At 44.2% G+C, this 21,228-nt stretch carries 19 protein-coding genes; 1 reads left to right on the top strand and 18 read right to left on the bottom strand.

Going from position 1 to position 21,228, the window contains the following annotated elements:
* The 15 genes from K1X84_13520 to K1X84_13450 all read right to left on the bottom strand — a co-directional run.
* Positions 1–386 (bottom strand): DUF420 domain-containing protein (locus K1X84_13520; GenBank protein MBX7152655.1); only part of this gene is annotated, 386 nt, incomplete at its 3' end.
* Positions 383–964, bottom strand: coding sequence for an SCO family protein (locus tag K1X84_13515; protein ID MBX7152654.1), 582 nt, complete (start codon positions 962–964; stop codon positions 383–385). The genes K1X84_13515 and K1X84_13520, both read right to left, overlap by 4 nt.
* An 86-nt stretch (positions 965–1,050) precedes the next feature.
* Positions 1,051–1,479 (bottom strand): cytochrome C oxidase subunit IV family protein, encoded by a 429-nt coding sequence (locus K1X84_13510; GenBank protein ID MBX7152653.1) that lies wholly within the window; start codon positions 1,477–1,479, stop codon positions 1,051–1,053.
* Between the two features lie 4 nt (positions 1,480–1,483).
* On the bottom strand, positions 1,484–2,137 hold the full coding sequence (locus K1X84_13505) for a cytochrome c oxidase subunit 3 family protein (protein ID MBX7152652.1): 654 nt from the start codon (positions 2,135–2,137) through the stop codon (positions 1,484–1,486).
* Between the two features lie 21 nt (positions 2,138–2,158).
* Positions 2,159–3,859 carry a cytochrome c oxidase subunit I gene (gene ctaD / locus K1X84_13500; GenBank protein MBX7152651.1) on the bottom strand — a complete coding sequence of 567 codons (1,701 nt, stop codon included), beginning with the start codon at positions 3,857–3,859 and terminating at the stop codon, positions 2,159–2,161.
* Between the two features lie 18 nt (positions 3,860–3,877).
* A complete protein-coding gene (coxB, locus tag K1X84_13495) occupies positions 3,878–4,816 on the bottom strand; it encodes a cytochrome c oxidase subunit II (protein ID MBX7152650.1) in 939 nt (312 codons plus the stop codon).
* A 47-nt stretch (positions 4,817–4,863) separates the two neighbouring features.
* Positions 4,864–5,706, bottom strand: coding sequence for an SCO family protein (locus tag K1X84_13490; protein ID MBX7152649.1), 843 nt, complete (start codon positions 5,704–5,706; stop codon positions 4,864–4,866).
* Between the two features lie 9 nt (positions 5,707–5,715).
* Positions 5,716–6,117: a hypothetical protein gene (locus K1X84_13485; protein MBX7152648.1), complete on the bottom strand. Its 402-nt coding sequence runs from the start codon at positions 6,115–6,117 to the stop codon at positions 5,716–5,718.
* 21 nt (positions 6,118–6,138) lie between these two features.
* Positions 6,139–7,317: a hypothetical protein gene (locus tag K1X84_13480; protein MBX7152647.1), complete on the bottom strand. Its 1,179-nt coding sequence runs from the start codon at positions 7,315–7,317 to the stop codon at positions 6,139–6,141.
* Positions 7,318–7,327: 10 nt separating this feature from the next.
* Positions 7,328–7,900: a cytochrome c gene (locus K1X84_13475; protein MBX7152646.1), complete on the bottom strand. Its 573-nt coding sequence runs from the start codon at positions 7,898–7,900 to the stop codon at positions 7,328–7,330.
* Positions 7,901–7,962: 62 nt separating this feature from the next.
* A complete protein-coding gene (locus K1X84_13470; GenBank protein MBX7152645.1) occupies positions 7,963–8,505 on the bottom strand; it encodes a DUF3341 domain-containing protein in 543 nt (180 codons plus the stop codon).
* Between the two features lie 28 nt (positions 8,506–8,533).
* The gene (gene nrfD / locus K1X84_13465; GenBank protein MBX7152644.1) at positions 8,534–9,892 is read right to left on the bottom strand and encodes a polysulfide reductase NrfD; all 1,359 of its coding nucleotides are present in this window, start codon (positions 9,890–9,892) and stop codon (positions 8,534–8,536) included.
* 61 nt (positions 9,893–9,953) lie between these two features.
* Complete coding sequence (locus K1X84_13460) at positions 9,954–13,040, bottom strand: TAT-variant-translocated molybdopterin oxidoreductase (protein MBX7152643.1); 3,087 nt, start codon at positions 13,038–13,040, stop codon at positions 9,954–9,956.
* Complete coding sequence (locus tag K1X84_13455; protein MBX7152642.1) at positions 13,037–13,684, bottom strand: cytochrome c3 family protein; 648 nt, start codon at positions 13,682–13,684, stop codon at positions 13,037–13,039. The genes K1X84_13460 and K1X84_13455 overlap by 4 nt, the downstream gene beginning before the upstream one ends.
* A gap of 288 nt (positions 13,685–13,972) precedes the next feature.
* Positions 13,973–14,845: a heme o synthase gene (locus K1X84_13450; GenBank protein MBX7152641.1), complete on the bottom strand. Its 873-nt coding sequence runs from the start codon at positions 14,843–14,845 to the stop codon at positions 13,973–13,975.
* 223 nt (positions 14,846–15,068) lie between these two features.
* Here K1X84_13450 and K1X84_13445 point away from each other — a divergent pair, with 223 nt between their 5' ends.
* Entirely contained in the window at positions 15,069–16,772 is a 1,704-nt protein-coding gene (locus K1X84_13445) for a hypothetical protein (GenBank protein ID MBX7152640.1), read from the top strand.
* 18 nt (positions 16,773–16,790) lie between these two features.
* On the opposite strand, the gene K1X84_13440 is transcribed toward K1X84_13445, so the two are convergent.
* From K1X84_13440 to K1X84_13430, 3 genes are all read right to left on the bottom strand, one after another.
* Entirely contained in the window at positions 16,791–18,257 is a 1,467-nt protein-coding gene (locus K1X84_13440; protein MBX7152639.1) for a hypothetical protein, read from the bottom strand.
* A gap of 11 nt (positions 18,258–18,268) precedes the next feature.
* Positions 18,269–20,194 carry a hypothetical protein gene (locus tag K1X84_13435; GenBank protein MBX7152638.1) on the bottom strand — a complete coding sequence of 642 codons (1,926 nt, stop codon included), beginning with the start codon at positions 20,192–20,194 and terminating at the stop codon, positions 18,269–18,271.
* A gap of 270 nt (positions 20,195–20,464) precedes the next feature.
* Positions 20,465–21,228: endonuclease (locus tag K1X84_13430; protein MBX7152637.1), on the bottom strand; the 764-nt coding region annotated here is incomplete at its 5' end.

Genomic DNA, 21,228 nt, shown 5'->3' with positions numbered 1-21,228 from the left:
ACTACCCCACTCACCGAAACAAACATCCACACAGGCCATACCCAATGCACAAGTTTCCTGTGTTTATCATAATTATTATGAAAAGCATGCCATACGGCTACGATAATAAATGGCGTCATGACCATGGCGAGAATCACATGCGGAATTAACACGGCGAAATAAACAACCCGTGTCCAATCGTAATGCGGATAGGGAACCGATCCGACTTCAAAATGATATATTAAATAGGATGTTAAAAACAGGCCGGATGTAATTAAAGCTGCGATCATGACTGTTTTATGGGCAGAACGATTTTTCTTTTTGATCAGAAAATAACCGACAGTTAACAAGACTGCACTAACCGAGTTTAAAACTGCATTTAAAGCGGGTAATTCACTTGGATTCACGGAAGCACCTTTACAAGTTGATCAATATGGTTTTGTAATGTTATAATCGCATCGCCTTCTTCACTGCTGTAATATCCGCGAATATTAGCCTCGCTGTCTACTAGAATAAATTTAGAACTATGCAAGTTGGGCAATTCGCCTCCCAATTTGAATACTTGTTCCGATACACGATGGACTTCCTCGATAGGCCCGCGCAAAAAAGCCCACCGATTATCGCTCACACCGTATTTTTCTGCGTAAGCTCGTAATACGCTCAATGAATCATTGGCCGGATCGACCGAGATAGATATAAACTGAATACGGGGATCATTAGCATACCGCCGATACATGGTTGCCATTTTACCCGTCATGATCGGACAAGGCCCTGGACAGCGCGTGAAAATAAAATCCACTATGTTGATTTTACCTTTTAAATTGTCGGTCGTAAAAGTCTGGCCGTTACGCTCTGTAAATTCAAACGCCGTTACCGGCCCGAATCTTTGGATTTCAGCAGCAACATCGGCCGGTTGTCTCATTGCAAGATACGTAACGCCGGCTAATACAAGCGACGCAATCGCCGCTAATAATAAGAACTTCATGATCTTCATTTGGTTTGCCTTTTAAACAATAAAGGGAACATTGTTATAATGTTCCCTATGCCAAAAAATTACGTATTTTTCAAAACTCACTTAGCCGTACTATCCGCTGGCATCATGGTTTTTAATGAATCCATCCCTGCAGCAGTTTTGGTCGAATCGACCTGATACATGGCCGCATTGGAGTGTATCGGCTTTTCCAAAAATTCATAAATATCATCGCGGCGCAGAGTATCAAACATTGTAATAATAATGAATGCGGCGAGAAATAATACTGAACTGGCAAACACGACTAAATACAATTTATTATCATACAACAAATGCATGAAGATCAATGCAACCAAAATCGCTTTAGTAGCAGCCACGATCATGGCCACAACCAAATTCCATTCTCCAAAATGAAATTGAGCCACCCAAACTGTAATAGCCGTTAGTATCAACAGCGCAGAAGCGACACCCAAGTAGGTGCTCAATGGCAAAACATGATGATGTCCGTGTTGTGAAGATTCTTTACTCATGGGCTTATCCTATCAGATAAAATAATGGGAATAAGAAAATCCAAATCAAATCGACTAAGTGCCAAAACAAGCCGGTCATTTCAATCGGCGTATAATATTCAGGTGAAAAGGCGCCGTTTTTTGTTTTGAAAAACAACCAGGCAATCAAGCACATGCCGCCCATCACGTGAATACCATGTAATCCTGTCATAGCAAAATAAATACTGAAGAAAACATGAGGATTTGAGCCCTCAATGCCGGTATACGTGTAAAATCTTCCGGGCAATTGGCCTTCGTGAAATTTATGACTGTATTCAAAATACTTGATAACAAGGAACGTTGCCGCAAGCAAGAACGTTAATGCCAAATGCATCATCGCTTGTTTCTTGTCGCCCAATTGCATCGATCGAATGGCAAGAGCCATTGTAAGAGAGCTGGTAATCAGTACAATCGTATTGATCGTTCCGGCCATAAGGCTGAGCTCTTTGTGAGCATTGAAAAACATTTCAGGATGCCACGCACGGTAAACGGCATAGGCACAAAACAGTCCGCCAAAAGTAAGTACTTCAGTCAGCAGAAAAAACCACATCCCGAGCTTGGCGGATTCTTTTTGCTGCTCCGTATCGGCAAAATGATGTGCCAGATGTGCCGGATGTTCAGCTGCATGATTCATCGACATAATGACCTTGTTGTTATTGTATTAATGTTTGACTTCAGTTGTTTCTTTCTTGGCCACAACCGTTTCGCCAAAGCCCGGCGTACCTTCGTATGTAATCTCTGCCGCTACTTTGTCAAAATCGTACGGCCCGTTAACAGCAATCGGCTGACGTTCAAAATTGTGCGCCGGCGGAGGCGAACTCGTCGTCCATTCCAATGTCAAGGCGCCCCAAGGATTATTACCTGCCACTTTACCTTTGAAAATCGAGTGGATTAGATAAAAAGCCATGATGGCAAATCCCAAAAGCAATAGCCACGATCCGACCGTTGATATTTCGTGCAGCGTTTGATATTGTTCCAAATATTGGTAATAGCGGCGTGGCATTCCGCGCGTTCCCAAAATAAATTGTGTAAAAAACGTCACGTTGAATCCTACAAAAACAAAAAACACTGAAAACCGTGCCAGTTTTTCATTATACATGCGTCCCCATATCTTCGGCCACCAATAATGAATACCTCCCATCAAGGCCATGACCGTACCACCCATCATCACATAGTGAAAGTGCGCAACTACGAAATACGTATCATGAAGATGGATATCTAAAGAGATGGCCCCAAGAAAAATTCCGGTCAGACCGCCGATCGTAAAAAGAAATAAAAAGGCAAACGCCCACAGCATAGGAGTTTGTAAAGTGATTGACCCGCGATACATCGTAGCAAGCCAATTGAAAATTTTTATACCGGATGGAATACCAACCAGAAACGTAATGAAAGAAAAAATAACCGCTGATAATTCCGATTGGCCGCTGGTAAACATGTGGTGTCCCCACACCATAAAGCCGGTCAATGCAATCGCCAAACTCGAAAAACCAACGAATTTATATCCGAACATTTGTTTACGCGAAAACGCCGTGATCAATTCGCTAATGATCGCCATACCGGGAAGAATCATGATATAGACAGCCGGGTGCGAGTAGAACCAGAAAAAGTGTTGAAATAACACCGGATCGCCGCCCATGGCCGGATCGAAAATCCCTATCCCGAGCCCCCGCTCCAACATAAGCAACACGACGGTAATCGCAAGCACGGGAGTCGCTAAAACCTGAATAAGCGCCGTTGCATAAAGTCCCCAGACAAAGAGCGGCATCTTAAACCATGTCATGCCCGGAGCACGTAATTTATGAATGGTAACAAGGAAATTCAGACCGGTAAAAATTGACGAAAAACCTAAAATAAAAACAGCCATCGTCATGGAAATGACCGCCGTATTAGTCGTCGTACTGTACGGAGCATAGAACGTCCATCCTGTATCCACGGCATTGGTCACCATCGAATAAATTGCAAACAATGCACCGGTCACGTATACGTACCAACTCGCCAGGTTGAGCCTGGGAAATGCAACGTCTTTAGCGCCGAGTTGAAGCGGCAAAATAATATTGCCCAATGCTGCCGGAATCGACGGAATGATAAACAAGAATACCATGATGGCTCCGTGGAGCGTAAAAAACTTATTATACGTATCGGCGCCAAAAAAATCCTGTTTAGGAGTAAATAATTCCAGACGGACCAACAGTGCAAATATGCCGCCGAGAAAGAACATCGTCATGATAGCAAAAAAATACATCAGACCGATACGTTTGTGGTCCAATGTCAACAACCAGGACTTTAGTCCTTTCGGTTCGTTGAGATAATTGACTTCGGCATAAGCCATCGAAGCTTTGGTGTCAGCAACTGTAGCTGCCATAACATTACCTTTACATTTTTATTTTAAAGACTTGATATACGCGATGATCGCATCGATTTCGCGATCCTTTAGGATGCCTTGAAATGTTGGCATCACCGGTTGAAATCCTGCCGTCACTTTAGCCTGTGGATTCAACATCGATTCGCGGATATAATTTTCGTCAACCAGCACTGTGCTCCCATCGGCAAGGTGTTCTTGTTTTCCGAAAACGCCTTTCCAACTCGGTCCCGTTCCAGGCTTGCCGTCAATACTGTGGCAAGTAATGCAGGCTTTGGATACGTACAATTTTGCACCATATTCTTCAGGCGCCATGCCTTCGCCGCTGGCGCTGCTTGTCTCAAGCCAATTTTTAAAATCGGTTTCACTCAATACCCGTATTTTACCGATCATTTCCGAATGTTTGGTCCCGCAATACTCGGCGCAAAACACCGGAAATTCCCCGACGTTTACGGCTTCAAACCACGTCATCGAATAGCGGTTGGGCAACACGTCGCGTTTCGTACGGAAATTCGGTAAATATAAACAGTGAATCACGTCTTGGGATGACATCAAAAGTTTGATTGGACGGCCAACCGGCACAACCAATTCATTCACTGTGGTCGCACCTTCCGCGTATTCAAACGACCAGAACCATTTTTGGCCGGTCACTTTGATTTCATACGCGTCTTTAGGAACAACGGACATTTTGATGTAATCTTTGAACCCCCACACAAAAACGATCATGACAAGAATAGCCGGAAATGCCGTCCACATGACTTCTAAAGTATTATTGTGGGACAAGTCCGGAGTCATTTCAAGTTTTTTGCGACGGTATTTGATCGCAAAAACAACGATGCCCAATACGACAATGACGAAGAAAAATATGGACCAGTAATAAACGAAATGAAAAATCCCGTCTATATCACCGGCATATGTAGACTCCGCTGAAGGCATCCAAAAAGAGCCGTTTTCATTCATTGATCTTCGACTTTCTAAAAGTTAAAACGATAGTAACGAACTGTATATTAAACTTTCTGATTCTCATCCGATTTTACCAACTGATCTTTGCGCTGGCTTTCTTTTCTCCATAAAACCGCTACAAACGTTCCCAACAATACCATAGTCAAAAGTCCGCCCAGTTTCATCACATTCGTTGCAAATACGACATAGCCTTTGGCCTGTGGGTCGTAGTGATAACAATATAAAAGTATCCTATCAATTGTATTGCCAACTTTACCTTCCGACGCTTCCACAAGCGCCAACCGCATATCGCGTTCTTTGAATTGTATACCGTACAGATAACGCGAAATTTTGCCGTCTTCACCTAAAATAAAAGCAACCGCGGGATGCGCGTATTCTTTACGTTCTTCAACATAAAAATATTTGAAACCCAACGCATCAGCCAATTGATGGATGGAAGCGTCTTCTCCAACGAAAAACCTCCAACCGTCCTCGGCGCCGGGTTTATCCAAAAACTTCAAATAATTCCGTTTTTTTGCTGCGGCCAAATCCGAAGTCTCAAGCGGATCAATACTGAGCGTCAAAATCTGAAATTCATTACCCGGTGTCCATGTCAATTGTTTCACCGATTCAGTCACCGCATTGAGCACCAACGTACATAACATCGGACAATTGTAATAAGCTAAAACGATGATAACCGGTTTGCCCTGATGAAAATATTGTCCGAGTTTAACCTTTTCGCCGGCATCGTTGGTAAATTCCAGATCGAGCGGAATCGTCGAACCGAGATGCTCTTCGACATCGATTCCACGCAGTTGCGGCGGATCTTTCAACACGGCCTGCGCGTACGTAGCCGGTGAAAAAAAAAGTCCGATTATAAAAGAACAGATGTAGAAACCGTTTTTCAAAAAACAGCCTTACTTCTTACTGGACATTTGCTGAGCGCGGAAAGCTTCGTCAGCCAGAACTTCCATTGCGCGATTGATAGGAATCTGATAAATCCCTTTTTCTGCGTCCAACACTTTATATGAATTCAACACTTCGTCTTCCATCGCATGAAGATCGCGCAAACGCGCATCTTCTTTTTTCAAGACCGCTTCGGCTACCTGAGCGTCCGTCACAAACAGAAAATACTCGCTCAAACCCATAATCAGTCCGGCAATAATAATTACCAGCGTCACAGTGAAAATCAAAATCTTTTTAGGATTGGCATCGCGCCGTTCATAATCCACACCGCCATGTTCGGCACCAACATGCTCCGCATGGACGACATGTTTTTCATGTCCGTGTTCTTGCGATAATTCTCTACGATCTTCCATAACAATATTCCTAATTACAATTTAGTTGACGATATGAATCGATGCTTCCAATCTTGGATCGCCTTTGGGTACAAGCGCGTTGGCGCTGAAGCGTTGCCAGAAGAACCACAGAAAAATACCTCCGACACCCATCATGGCCGTCAAATCCATCCAGGACAAGCTCACACCATGATGATGCAACGTAGGCAATACCATCCAGTGAATATCCACCCAATGCATGAAGAGTAACCAGAATCCTATGACTTTCAATACGTTTAGATTACGTTTGGGCGCGCGGGCAATCAAGGCCAGGAAGGGTAACATGAGATGACCGAAAATTAGCAACAGGCTTACATATTTCCACGACCCTTCCCAACGGTGAAGGTAATAAACCGTTTCTTCAGGAATATTAGCATACCAGATAAGGAAAAACTGTGAAAATCCGATATACGCCCAGAAAATTGTAAAACCGAATAATAATTTTCCTAAATCATGATAATGTTCGACCGTAATCGTTTCGGCTAAAACTGATTTTTTGCGCAGGTATAATGCAAAAACTGCAAAGAAACTCAGAACGCCCAGTAAACCGCCGGCGAAATAATACACGCCGAAAATAGTCGAATACCAATGCGGATCAAGCGACATCAGCCAATCGTAAGCCGCATACGTCGTTGACAGTGCAAACAAGATCATACCGGGAGCGCTCAGTGTACGCATACGTTCATTGCCCGACTGATCACCATTGTCTTGCTTGAGTGACATCTTATAGAGCATCCATCCAAACACTGTCCACACGGTGAAATATGCCACCGTACGGATCAGGAAGAACGGAATATTCAAGTATCCGGATTTTCTTTGGAGAATCGCATCACCAGCAACAACTTCGGTATGCGTCCAGTGATACAAATCGTGCATCCCCAGAACGACCGGTATAAACAGGATCAGCATCACCGGCAAAGAGGTCGCCGTCGTTTCGGCAATGCGGCGCAATACGATACTCCATGTCGCACCGACTAAGTGATGCAACAGTGTAAAGAATAAACCGCCGATACCGATCGACGCCCAGAAAACAAACGCCGTCAGGTATGAAAAATAAAATTGTTTCGGATCAATAAAATATCCGGCGGCTGAAGCCGCTAAACCGATTCCGCCGACGATCAAAGCTTTTTGGCCGAACGATCCGGCTTCGGAGATGGTAAAAGTTTGACTGTTAAATTTCATAGGCCAATCTCTATTTGAGGTCCTTTCGCTTATCTTCAGGAATATCCGTGAGCGCGGCATTTTGGCTGCGCTGCAAAGCGCGCAGATAACTGACAATCGCCCAGCGGTCTTCGACGGGAACTTGATAACGGTATGCCGGCATGTTGCGGATACCATTAGTGATCACGTCAAAAATATGACCATCGGGATAATTCCGGATCAAGTCGGAATGGAAAGTCGGCGGAGGAAGAAATCCGCGTTGAGCAACGATCCCGTTACCTTTACCGGTTTGTCCGTGACAAGGCGTGCAATAGATATTAAACCGCTCTTGTCCGCGCTGCAGTAATTGCATCGTAACGGTCATGGGCATTTTAGCAACGAGCTTCCCGGAAGCATCGCGTCCGGTAAAATACACATCGTCGGCTCGCAATTGTTCCTGCGATACTGTTCCACTGACCGGTTCACGCATCGTCGATCCGTTTGGAAAAAATTCGCTCTTCGATTGCGCTTTGTATTTGGGCATGTGATCCATGTTCGGATTGACGTGAATGGGAGGCTGATCCGAAGGACGGCCCTGGCATGACGCAAGCATCACCACGCTCATCGCGATGACCGTTGCGTGAACGATTGTAACAATCGTTCGTTGGTGTTTCAGATTACTAGTCATCATTCGCCTTTTATAACCTCCACATTTTTTCCGCCGATTGAGGATAAAAACGATTGGATTTTATTTTCATCTTCAGAAGATTCCGATTCGATACTGACAAAAAAACTGTCCGATGTTGCACGCCCAAACGATTCGGAATTGAATAACGGATGGTGCGGTCGCGGCAATTTATTAAGCGCCAGCATACCGAGCAGCGAAGTGATGCCGCCCGTTAATACCCCAATGGCAAAAATCGGCGGTGCATACGCCGGATAACTGAACAACGGCTTCCCGGAAATAATCAGTGGATACGCTTCGACGCTGACCCAGTACGTTAACGCGATCATGCTGAAAACGCCGGTGAATGCGCATAAGAATACGATCACTCCGAGCGGAGAACGTTTCAGTCCCATTGCCTGATCCATGCCGTGAATCGGGAAAGGCGAATGGCAGTCGAACATTTTGTAGCCGGCATCACGCACTTTCTTAGCCGCTTCGAGCAGACCGCCGGGTCCGTCAAATTCCGCCAGAAAATACGTCGGCTCTTTTTTCGTTTCACTCATAATAAAACCCCGTTATAATAAAAATCTTTTAATGATGCTGACCGTTGCCGTGATGCGGATGCGCCTGAGGCAAAACACCTTTCACTTCCGCCATTGAAATCATCGGCAGATACCGGATAAACAACAAGAAACATGTGAAGAATAATCCGAACGTTCCGAGATACGTAAGCCAATCCCACGCTGTCGGTGAATAATAATCCCAGCTCGACGGCAGATAATCACGCGATAACGTCACGATGATGACGAACCGTTCAAACCACATACCGATATTGATCAAAATAGAAGCCACAAACATCACGGGAATACTCGTACGCATTTTCTTCGACCAAAAAACCTGCGGCACGGCGACATTACAGAAAATCATCGACCAGTAAGCCCACCAGTAAGGACCGAATGCGCGATTGATAAAAGCAAACGCTTCATATTCGTTGCCGCTGTACCAAGCGATGAAAAATTCACAACTGTACGCATAACCGACCATCATACCGGTTACCATCATCACCTTATTCATATTCTCAAGGTGATACATTGTGATAATATGTTCGAGTTTGAAAATTTTACGGGCGATCAATGACAGCGTCATCACGAGCGCAAATCCGGAGAAAATAGCGCCGGCAACAAAGTAAGGAGGGAAGATCGTCGTGTGCCAGCCCGGAAGAATACTGGTCGCAAAGTCGGTACTCACGATCGAGTGCACGGACAAAACGAGCGGCGTTGATAAACCGGCCAGGATCAAGTAAGCCAGTTCGTAATGTTTCCATTGTTGATTGCCGCCGCGCCATCCGAGTGCAAAAACACCAAGCATGACTTTGCGAATACCTTTTTTCGCGCGATCGCGAAGCGTTGCTAAATCCGGGATCAAACCGACGTACCAAAACATCAGCGATACCGTGAAGTAGGTTCCGACAGCAAAAAAGTCCCACAGCAACGGGCTGCGGAAATTCGGCCACATACTCATCTGATTAGGCACCGGTGCAAACCAGTACGTCACCCAGATACGACCGACGTGAATACCGGGAAATATTAACGCGCAAATAACGGCGAAAATTGTCATCGCTTCTGCGAAACGGTTAATTGATGTTCTCCAGCGCTGACGCAAGAGGAACAAAACAGCTGAGATCAACGTACCGGCGTGGCCGATACCGACCCACCAGACGAAGTTGACGATCGCGAAACCCCAGGAGACGGGAACGCTGATGCCCCAGATACCGGTTCCTTCCCATAATAAATATCCGAACGCCACCAGGAAAACCATGAGAAAGCTCACGGCGACGCCGAAAGCAATGTACCATACGCGGGGCGGTTTGTTTTCGACTACTCTGCTGATGTCATCGGTGACCGTTGTGAAGGTCGGGTTACCCGTAACCAAAACCGGTTCGCCGTGCATGTCCGTAGGATGTGTTGTCGTGCTCACAATGCTTCTCGTTAAGTTGATAACTGAAAGTTGATTAACCCACCTTCACTTCAAGTTCAGGATTGGGATTGCGTAATTTCGCCAGATACGACGTACGCGGACGAACGTTCAATTCCGCCAGCAGATCGTAACGGCGATTATGGTTTTTCAATTGAGAAACCTGGCTGTTCGGATCATTGATATTACCGAACACGATCGCGTTCGTCGGACAGCCTTGCTGGCACGCCGACATGATTTCACCGTCTTTGACTTCACGGCCTTCTTTTTTCGCGGCAATTTTACCTTCGCTGATACGCTGCACGCAATACGTACATTTTTCCATAACACCGCGCTGGCGGACCGAGACATCCGGATTCTTCGACATTTTAAGAATTTCAGGCATATCATGCTGGAAGAAACCGCTGACGCCGCCATTGTAGTCAAGGAAGTTAAAGCGGCGAACTTTATAAGGACAGTTGTTGGCACAGTAACGTGTTCCGACACAGCGGTTGTACACCATGGTGTTCAATCCTTCTTTGTCGTGAACGGTCGCCGCAACGGGACAGACTTGTTCGCATGGAGCCGTTTCGCAATGCTGGCATGCTACCGGTTGGTATACCATTTCCGGCTGATCCATGTCGCCGCGATAATAACGATCCAAACGGATCCAGTGCATTTCACGGCCATTGCCAACTTGTTCTTTACCCACGATCGGAATATTATTTTCACTTTGACAAGCAATTGTACAAGCATTGCAGCCGATACATGCATTGAGATCGATCACCATACCCCATTGATAACCTTTGCTGTAATCGACCGGTGAATCATAAATCGACAACGGCTTACCGTCTTTCCCCATCAGAGGAACTAAACCTGGCTGGACTTCTTTGTATGAAGCAAAATCAGGTTTGGCTTTATATTCTTCCAATGTCGCTTCGCGGTAGATCAACGGCAGACGTTCTTCGACGCCTTGTTTCGCCAAAGTTTCTTCATCTAATCCGTGATGATCTTGCGTACAAGCGACGAGATACGTTTTATCGGTTTTGGTAATTTTCAAACCTTTGTCGAAATACGGCGCCGATGAAGAACGGAACATGTAGGTATTAAATCCGATATCGTTACCGATCCGGCCGGCGTCTGTACGGCCGTAGCCGAGAGCAACCGTGATCGAATAATCGGCTTGTCCGGGCTGAATCCACACAGGCATGATCAGATCGCGGCCTTGGTATTCAAGGCGGATCATCGACTGCTTGTATTTGCCGTCTTTCAGATTATTATGCAATCCCATCTCTTTCGCCGTCTTATGACTCATGATAGCAAGGTTATCCCAACTGATCTTTGTAATCGCGTTAGGTAATTCCTGTAACCATCCGTTATTGGCAAAGCGGCCGTCAAACGAGGCATTGGAAGGAACGAAAACAATTTCAAGATCATTGGAAGAAGCCGCATCGCCGGCAAAAGGATTGGCCGCAACATATTGGCCGATAGCTTTGGTATCGACTTTAATCGTGCTACCTGCTGCCGCGCTGCCTTCGACTAAACCGTCGTGCAGCGTGAGCCGCCATTTCTTTTCAAAATCCAGGCCCTTTAATAAACTCTGCCACGTTTCGCGAACGATTTCATATCCGCGCACGTCACGTCCGGTAGCAATCAGATTCAACATTTCAATCGGACTGGTCGAACCAAAAAGCGGTTCGATCAGCGGTTGGATGACGCTCACCGTTCCGTCAGTCGAACGGGCATCGCCCCACATTTCAAGATAATGCGTTTGCGGAATATGCCACGTTGTGAGTTTGGAAGTTTCATCAACGTGGGAACTCAGATGAATGGTTGTGCGAACTTTAGAGAGAGCGGTGGCAAAATCAAGATCAACCGGTGCATTGTAAACCGGATTACCGCCCAACATGATCAGCGTCAGCACGTTGGCTTCATTCATGGCTTTGACGAGGTCGGCCAATTCGGTGCGATTCGAAACGCTCGCATCCTGCATGTCGCGGTACGTCACCGTCTTGCCGGTGTTGCCTAAAGCGTCATTGATCGCGGTAACGATCGCGTGAACGCCCACCGGTTGTCCGGCTCCGGCTACGACGATGCTCTTGCCGCCGTTTTTGATCAGATCTTTTGCGACAGCGTTGATCCATTTTTCATCAAACGAACCTGACGACGTCAGACCGCTGACATTAATATTCAAACCTTGTGATTGTAATGCTACCGCTAATGCCGCTGTAAAAGCGCCGACCTGGCGGTTTTGCAGGCGAAGGCGATGATCGGCCATTCCGCCCGTCACCGTCATCGTACTTTCGACGACATACAAACGGTTCATCGAGTCGGATTCCGATTTCATCCGGCGGCCGTCGGCAAATCCGCGCGCAGCCATAACGTTATCGTTTTCACCATATAAAATATCCGCATCGAGCGTGAGAATGACTTGCGTCTGCGAATAATCGTAGGTCGGCTGCAGCATTTTGCCCGTGGCGATTTTAACGCCTTCATAAATATTTTCATCGCTGAGCGGTTCGTACGTCACCCATTTGGCTTGCGGAAATTGTTTGATAAATTCTGCTTTCAAACGCGCCATCGTCGGCGACGCAAACGATTCCGACAATACCGCCAATCCGGCGCCTTTCGAAGCGCCAAATTGTGTATATAATTCACGCCATGCGGTGACGAAATCAGCCCACGTTTTTTGAGCGCCGGCATTCACCGGGAATTTCGAACGATCCGGATCATACAATCCGAGAATCGACGCCTGAATGAATGAATTGGTTCCGCCCATCGACGACGGATGTTTGGGATTGCCTTCGATCTTCGTCGGACGGCCTTCATGGCTTTCGACGACCACGCCATACGCACGCGTGCCAAACGGCATCACGGTCGCATAGTGCTCGGCAAGACCCAGCGTAATTTCTTCCGGCTTGACGACGTATGGAATGATCTTTTCGACGGGACGGCGGCAACTTGCCAGTCCGGCAAACGCCAGCGACGCGCCCATCAGGCTCAGGAAATTCCTCCGCGTAAGCGGATTCGACATTTCCGAAGCGCCTTCGGGAAATTCGCGTTGAACGAGTTCTTTGAATTCGTCCGTGTCGGCGAGTTCATCCAAACTGCGCCAGTACGTTTTATTCGTATTTTTTTCTTTCATCGGTGACATCCTGAACAATCTTCTGGTGGAGCAATATGTTTTTCTTTTTTAACTTGTGCGGCGAAAGCGAGTTGATCTTTGGGAGGAACCCAGCCCATTTTGGTAATGTCGGAGGGCTTGCGAAGATGCATGTCGGGATTGCGATGGCATTCCAGACACCAGCCCATGCTGAGCGGCTGTTTCTGTTCGACCACTTCCATTTGTGCGACGTTGCCGTGACAGGATTCGCATCCGACGCCTGCATTGATGTGTACGCTGTGATTGAAGTACGCGTAGTCGGGAATTTTATGAACTTTCACCCACTCGACCGGCATGCCGCTGGCAAAACTTTCACGCACCGGCAAAAGTTTTTCGCTCTGCGTCAACACCATCTTATGGCAATTCATACACGTATTGGTCGGCGGTACCATTGCGACGGCTGATTTTTCCACACCCGTGTGGCAATAGCGGCAATCCATTCCGAGATCACCCGCGTGCAATTTGTGACTGTACGGAACGGGCTGCTTGGGGCGATAACCGACGTCGGTAAATTTCGGCGAACCGTAATACCACAAAAAGCCGACGGCACCAACCAGTCCGAACGTCACGGCTGCAACCAGGATCAACGGGACCTTGTTAGCCTTTTTCGAAAAAATTTGCGCCACGCAGTTTCTCCTTCGTTATATCTTTCACAATCTTGATTAATAATCCGAACCAGTGAAAAAGCGTAAAAACAAAATAATACCTTAAAGATGTTAAAAAGAACTTGGCGGGAAGATATGCTTGGTTCGAACCCGCTCTTCTAACACACTATGAGAAACAGATAAAATGTTCTAAACGTGCTGAGGGAGCGTAAATTGGTCGCTAATATAAAAGCTCATCCGAAAACATGCAAGAAAAATTTTACATTCGCATGACAATCGGCGCCAATTTTTATCAAATAGGTCAATTTTTTAAAGAACGTTCGACACAAACCGGTCAAGAATCATCGCAAAAAACAATGCAAACAAATACACGATTGAAAAGCCGAATAATCCACGGATTTGTTTTTCCGTTTTAGTGTGTTTCGCATCCCAGCATTTTTTCAGGAACATCGCGCCGAGCACGATCGCGACGGCTGCATACAATGCTCCGCCGCCGAATGCGATCAAACCCAGGCTCACAGCTACCAGAACAATCGAATAAAAAAACATCTGATTGAGCGTGCTGTCATCGCCTTTCACGACGGGCATCATCGGCAATTTAGCTTTGACGTAATCGTCTTTGCAGAATAAAGCCAGCGCCCAGAAATGCGGTGGCGTCCAGAAAAATACGATCAGGAACATGATCCACGGCGCCACAGCCATCGTGCCTGTAGCGGCCGCCCATGCACCGACCGGCGCCATCGCACCTGCGGCTCCGCCGATGACAATGTTTTGGGAAGTATTAGGCTTGAGATATAATGTGTAGAAAAGACTGTAAAACAAAATCGTGCCCAGCGATAACATCGCCGTGAGCCAATTGAACACCGCGGCAAATATCACGACGCCGATCGCCCCGATCGATACGGAGAAGATCAATGCATGCCGCGCGCTCAAATCACCCATCGGCAAAGGACGGCGTTTTTTCGTGCGGTCCATGCGCGCATCGATATCGCGCTCGAAGTACTGATTCAGCGCATTCGCACAACCGCCGGTCAGATACAATCCGAGCAGAACGAGAAAAAATTTCACCGGTTCATGAATAAGACTGCCTTCGACCAAGAGCGCAGTCGCTCCCGTAAAAATCACGAGCAGCATAATGGTGGGTTTCGTCAGCGTCACGTACGACGATAACAAAGATTTCATCTAAGGTCTCAAAAAGGATCGAAATGTAGTTTGTGAAAACGTGGGCAATCTAAAGAAGTCAAAGCAGAGATGCAAATGAATTTTAGCACAGTTTAAAACTATATTAGCATTATCCAAATCATGAAAAACGCAAATTAGCTTGATAATCTATTGCGCCAATGATATATTTGTTGCGTTCTATCAAAGCTAAAAAAAATAACAAATCTAAATTTCAGGTGTTAAAATGAAAGTCATCATAGTGCTTTGCCTCACTTCATATTTTTGGTTAATTTCTTGTGATGAGAATAAATCTGAGGATATCCTGCCACCGACCGAAGTTCAAGCTTCAGATGGTACATTTGCTGACCGCATCAAAATTTCATGGGTTCCTTTACAAAGTGTTCAATCTTATGATATTTTTCGATCTGATACGACTATATCAGAATATCAAAAGATTGGAACAACAGATGAAACGGATTTTGACGATTCCAGTGCAACAACAGTATTTAAGATTTATTCTTATAAAATTCGCGCCCGAAACGGTTCAAAAGTCAGTGATTTCAGTGACGAAGATATAGGTTATCGCGATAGTATTGAAATTGGACTCACTGATCGTCCTGCCAATGTTGCTGCATCCGATAGTGAGTTTGTAGACAAAATACGAATTACGTGGACTGGTTCACCAATTGCACAGTTTTATGAAGTCTTCCGTTTTAATCCTGTAAAACAAGAATATGATCCTATTGGATCAACAATGAATCTAGTTTATGATGATTCTACAATAGGTGATCCGTTGACTGCATACTTCTATAAAGTTCGGTGCAGGAATGGTGTGCGCGTAAGTGAGTTGAGCGATTCGGATATGGGATACCTTAGACGCTTAATAGCACCCAGTATTATTTCGGCAACTGATGGGTCAGACGAAGACAAAATCACTATTTCATGGAATAGCGTTAAAGGAGTGAGCAGCTACGAGATTTATCGATCTGGGAGCATGGACGGAAGTTACAGCCTCATTACAATAACAACAGATACACTTTACAATGATGGAACCGCTACAGCTATTACAGATTATTTTTATAAAGTTAGATCTCGTTTTGGTGCAGCAAGTTTGTTCAGTCCATACAGCCCAATTGATAGCGGCTATCGTTTGCAAAAATATACCTATGTGACGCAATGGGGTACTGCTGGGATTTCTGATGGACAATTCATAGGTCCTTTTGGAGTAGCAACTGATCGTAGTGGTAATATTTATGTTTCAGACTGGAATAATAATCGCATTCAAGTGTTTACTTCAAATGGAAGCTTTCTCCGCTCCATGACACCCGGATTAAATTATCCGAGAGGAATCGTTTTCGACAAAAATGGACATCTCTATATTGCCGACTCGGGGAACAGTCGCATTATTAAGTGTGATTCTCTTGGGAATATATTATTGACTTTTGGTTCTTTCGGAACAGGAAATGGACAATTTAACGCAGCACTTCGCGATTTAGCTGTTGACGATTCATACTTATATGTCGTTGATCACAATAATGATCGTATTCAAAAATTTGATTTCGACGGAAATTTTATCACAAAGTGGGGCAACAATGGAAGTGGAATAGGACAGTTTGTTTATCCTTGGGGAATTGTCGTGTTAAACGATGGAACCGTAATGGTAAGTGAAGACAACAAGCGGGTTCAGGTTTTTACTAATACAGGTGGTTTCATACGCTCATTTATCCCGATTGATCTCAAGTATTATCTCTCCGAAGATAACGCAGGATACATTTACTCTGGAAGCGGCGACAGGGTTGTTAAAATGAATTCGTATGGAAAAGTAGTGGCAAAAATTCTTCTCCCGGGCGGCAGCCTTGCTTCCGGTGTTATTATTGATGCCGTGGGCAATGTATTTGTGGCTGCTTTCAGCACTAATATAGTTTATAAGTACGCGCCTCTTGAATAACAGTCGAATCGTATCAAATTACTGCGATGAAGCAGAAAAAATCTTAGCCGATTCCTTGACCAAATCTTTGAATGCACGTGAATTAATCCCTACGCCCATAAAAAAGAACGGCTTGTCGACGATATTCGTACCAAAAGAAATGGTTGAATACGTATTAATATCATAACTCAAACTCACGGATAAAAAGCTCGGCTGATCGCCGAAGGTATCTGCTGCAATGCCAATACCCACGCCCAGCCTGTTCAGATCAAAAAACACCGGCTTGAAGTTATCATCTTTGACGACGGCATAGCCGAAATTCAATGCTATTTCATAAATGATTCTATCCCGCTTCCACCGAATCGTGCGATCCCCTTTTTCACCGTAGACGGCGAAGGGAACTAATCTTGCACGAAAGATACTGAGTTTTTCTATTGGATCGGAAGCCTGTAAATACTTCAACGAATTCTTATCATTGCGATAGGTGAATTCTATAATGTCTTTTTCACCGTCTTTATAACGAATATCCAGTAAACTTGAATTTCTGTTTTCTACGTATGCGCTATAGAGTGGTGCAACCTGTGCCTGAACTGCAACGGCACTGGATGATGTAGATTGCGTTTGTGACAATTCTGCAAACGTTTGTTGATAATTCACATTAGCAGAATGAATGACTTGATCGATATCTTTGGTAATAGAAGCAATTTCATTTGAAATTACTTTATTAATAGATTCAATTGAAGATTGTTCATTACTAACAGCGCTCATTATCAAAGTTTCAGCATTACCTATTTTTTTCTCAATTGCATCAAGTTCATTTTTTATTGTGGTGTCGCAGTTTGACTTAACACGCTCCATCACATCACTAACCAATGGCTTCAAACCATTGATTGAGATATCTATTTTATTCAAAGTTTCCTCATTTGCTTTCATTGATTTAGATGCTTTGCCAATATTGTCTGTAATAGCGTCAACATCATTGATATTATTCTTGAGCTTCGTTGACAATTCACCCAATAAAGTATTCAGGCGTTTAAGTTCTTCTATTTTATTTGCTTCTGTTTGAAGCAAAGACTTTGCAAATAATGCACGGTCGTCGCCACGCCGAAGTAATAAGTAATTATTAAAATCGTCATCCGTTGGTTCAATGTGATGCTGACGGAGTAATTCATTCAACATATATTTTTCGCAATCCAAAATGACTTCTACCCTTTGAATGGACTCTCCCAACTCAAATGGACGTAACGGACATTCCCAGTACCGGCCGTCTTTTTGTTTGAGAAGATAACTTTCGAATACATCATTGCTGACGAAATAATAAACTTTGGCCGACCGAATAGCTCCCTGAAAAGCAACGTCCGGGTAAAAACGAAAAATATTTTTTGTATCGATCATCGGTACACCAACGATCTGGTTATTGCTCGCATAATAATTGATGAAATTAATTTCCTGCGTATACGCACCGGTCAAAGATAACAGTAAAGTAGTGATAATTATTTTATTCATCTTAATGCATCCTATTTAATGGCCGGAAAGGTTATTCCGATGGTCGATAATTTCTTTTTATGTAGCCATGAATATTGATAGAATATGCCTGAAACAAATCGTGATTGTGTAAACCGAAGTTCCATACCAGCTGAAGTCCTTACATTTTTTCCATACGCAACAACTTGTGAACTTTCTGCTTCAAGAAAGAAACGGTGGATCGCTTTGGCACGAAATACACCCAGCGCTTTTCCTTTGATAGCCAAGTATCCACCGAAATTGTAAGAAGATTTTGAATCCGAAGACAGATTAAGCAAATCAGCGAACTTCAAAAAAGTCGTAGTCTGGTACATGCCTATTTCCGTTATTTCATTCGAAGCTTTCCCGCACAAGCCGATTATAAAATTTCGCTGGCCAATAGTCGCTGATGAATCCGTACGAGGTTTACTAAAAAGTACATTACTGAATACTTCCAAGCGTTTTTCATTATCATCAAAAAGCTTATATACCAGCACGGTGCCAATCTCAGGTTTATCAGAAATACCGAAGTGATTCAAAAATTCAAATTTTCCTTTCGAGACAATCGCTTCCCGAAGTTCAGGAATAACCGTCCTGATGGTGTATTCGACGGCCGGGCGAATGAGACATTCTAAGATTAATTCCTCATTGAGCTTTTCAATTCTTCGATCCATCGAATTCAGTAATTCATTACGTCCTTCTTCTAGTTTTCGTTTATTGCGTATCAATTCGTTACATTGATTATTAAATTCAGTCAGCGCTTGATGAAGGAGTCGAACCCCTTTCGCAAGTGAAGGGTTTTTAATTTTGCTAATGCTCACTTTTATCAACGAATCTAACTCATTAAACTTATTATTTATTGCTGAACTGTCAGAAGAATTCTTGAATTGTTCTTTAACTGTTTTTATGTAGGCTTCAATGCTTTCTTTTAATTTAGCCAACTCAGCGATATCACTAATCAGATTTTGAGTATTAACCACAACTGAAGTTTCATGCAATTTCAATATGACGGTTTGAATACGCACATACAGGTCATCAAAATACTTCACCGCCGGATGATCCTGACCGACTCGATTGATGAGATCACTTTTCATGATCTGATAAAGTCTCGCAGTCAATTCATATGCTAATTCGTCTATCTGGATTGAATCACTTAAACAGATTTTAAAGCTAACGTTTCCAGCTTCGATAAATAACTCCTTTCCACCATCCAGATTAAATTTACATTCGTCAATTATTTTATGAAGCTCGTTGATGATTTCAGCGATAGCTTTGACTCTGTCAACTTCTGCAATAAGATCCGTATTACCATTTGTCGAAGCGATAAAAACAAATACATCGGTGATCTTGGAGATTAAGAAATGAGTTCTTTCTATTTTGTCATCCATGTTTTTTATTTCAGCCCACAGCGTTTTGACACTATCTCTTAAAATTGGTGCTTGTTTAACTTCCTGAGGAAGCTGTAAAATTGCGTTACCAATCATATTCAATTTATCTACGACTCGGCCTTCGATCGGATCATCGCCAAGCCTTGAATTTATAATCGCATCAATTTGAGCGCTACATGCGGTTGCTATTTCTTTTGCAAGTTCTAAAATTGTTTTATCATAGATTGACAAGTTTTTAGAAAAGAGTTCCTCATTAGTTTTTTCAATAATCTTTAGATCACTATTGTCATTAATTTCAACCTTGACTGATTTTAAGAACAATTTGATTGAAAGAGCCAGTTCATGCCAAACCCTCACGTCCTGAACTTCTTTAATACTGGTATTCTTGTAAGCCCGAAGCAATTGTTCCCTAAGGCTTTCTAAGTCAGTATCCCGATCGATCAGAATTGTTGTGGACAAAACCTGTGGCGTTACACGTTCATTCTGAGCGTTAAGAGTGATAGGCAACATCATTACTAATGCAAAAGCTACCCATCGTCGTCTTTGAGTCATGAAATCCTCCTGAGAAATGTACATTTGGTTTACATCCGTATCACTATCTTTCAGTCTTTAATTTTTATTGAGAATAATTTTTATCACTATAGAGTAATCGCCAGAATATACGACTCGCATTAATTCCAGTAATGAACAGTATAAAAAGAAATCCTATTGGACCCGATAAAAAAAAATTTCAATTTACTGTATTACCCCACCCCTCGTCAAGAGACAGAATCGCCGGTCATTTTCGCCGGTCAAAATCGCCACTCATTTTCATTTCGACGTCTACCCTTTCTTACTATTCTGAATGATCTGGTTAAACCGTTCGCCGTCGATGTCGGTTTTGATCTGTACCCAGACGGGAAAGTGATCGGACAATTGAAAACTGAATTCCGTCAGGCTGTAATTTTTATCGGGAAATAGTTTTTTGACCACAGCATTGCTGCCGTAAAAATTGAACACACCGCCCGTCTTGCTGAATCTTTTATCCAAAGTCGGAAAATGCAGGATTTGATCGTACCGCGCATCTTGTCCAAGGTTCGAGCCTTTGATAATCTGATCGCCTTCTTTAAGTTCGATCAGGGCATCGGGAACTTGGAGACCACGCCCGGTGAGTGCTTTGAATAATTTATCGCCGATCTGGGGAATATTAAAATCGCCCATCACGATCAGGTCATGATCCTCCACGTATTTATTTTTGAAACGTGAATCGATCCACTCGGAAAGCATGCGCAGTTCCGCTTCACGCCCTTCGATACTGTCGCCCCAGCGCGTATGCGTGGCAATGACGATAAAATCGAAATTGCCCGCACGAAAGGAACACATATATGGCGCGCGCCAAAACGATTGCGTCGCGAGATATTCCATTCCCTTTTTTTCTCTCGGAGCGTCGATCTCGGCGGCCAGCCCATTGAACGTCACTGCACGCCGGTCGAAAACAAACGCCGTACGTTCTTTATTGCCGCCGCTGTCATCCATCCAATCCGAATACACGACGTCCCAGCTCGGCCCAAGTATGTCCAGTACCGATCCAAGATCGGCGAGATTGT

The organism is bacterium, assembly GCA_019695335.1.
GTDB lineage: Bacteria > CLD3 > CLD3 > SB21 > SB21 > JABWBZ01.
Note: the sequence above shows the minus strand (reverse complement) of the source record. Positions and strands in the feature narration are given on the sequence as shown.

What these genes read in the sequence shown, in the direction of transcription:
- K1X84_13515 (MBX7152654.1), bottom strand. Translation starts at nt 964, where the DNA reads ATGAAGTTCTTATTATTAGCGGCGATTGCGTCGCTTGTATTAGCCGGC.
- K1X84_13510 (MBX7152653.1), bottom strand. Translation starts at nt 1,479, where the DNA reads ATGAGTAAAGAATCTTCACAACACGGACATCATCATGTTTTGCCATTG.
- K1X84_13505 (MBX7152652.1), bottom strand. Translation starts at nt 2,137, where the DNA reads ATGTCGATGAATCATGCAGCTGAACATCCGGCACATCTGGCACATCAT.
- ctaD (MBX7152651.1), bottom strand. Translation starts at nt 3,859, where the DNA reads ATGGCAGCTACAGTTGCTGACACCAAAGCTTCGATGGCTTATGCCGAA.
- coxB (MBX7152650.1), bottom strand. Translation starts at nt 4,816, where the DNA reads ATGAATGAAAACGGCTCTTTTTGGATGCCTTCAGCGGAGTCTACATAT.
- K1X84_13485 (MBX7152648.1), bottom strand. Translation starts at nt 6,117, where the DNA reads ATGGAAGATCGTAGAGAATTATCGCAAGAACACGGACATGAAAAACAT.
- K1X84_13480 (MBX7152647.1), bottom strand. Translation starts at nt 7,317, where the DNA reads ATGAAATTTAACAGTCAAACTTTTACCATCTCCGAAGCCGGATCGTTC.
- K1X84_13475 (MBX7152646.1), bottom strand. Translation starts at nt 7,900, where the DNA reads ATGAGCGTGGTGATGCTTGCGTCATGCCAGGGCCGTCCTTCGGATCAG.
- K1X84_13470 (MBX7152645.1), bottom strand. Translation starts at nt 8,505, where the DNA reads ATGAGTGAAACGAAAAAAGAGCCGACGTATTTTCTGGCGGAATTTGAC.
- nrfD (MBX7152644.1), bottom strand. Translation starts at nt 9,892, where the DNA reads ATGCACGGCGAACCGGTTTTGGTTACGGGTAACCCGACCTTCACAACG.
- K1X84_13460 (MBX7152643.1), bottom strand. Translation starts at nt 13,040, where the DNA reads ATGAAAGAAAAAAATACGAATAAAACGTACTGGCGCAGTTTGGATGAA.
- K1X84_13450 (MBX7152641.1), bottom strand. Translation starts at nt 14,845, where the DNA reads ATGAAATCTTTGTTATCGTCGTACGTGACGCTGACGAAACCCACCATT.
- K1X84_13445 (MBX7152640.1), top strand. Translation starts at nt 15,069, where the DNA reads ATGAAAGTCATCATAGTGCTTTGCCTCACTTCATATTTTTGGTTAATT.
- K1X84_13440 (MBX7152639.1), bottom strand. Translation starts at nt 18,257, where the DNA reads ATGAATAAAATAATTATCACTACTTTACTGTTATCTTTGACCGGTGCG.
- K1X84_13435 (MBX7152638.1), bottom strand. Translation starts at nt 20,194, where the DNA reads ATGACTCAAAGACGACGATGGGTAGCTTTTGCATTAGTAATGATGTTG.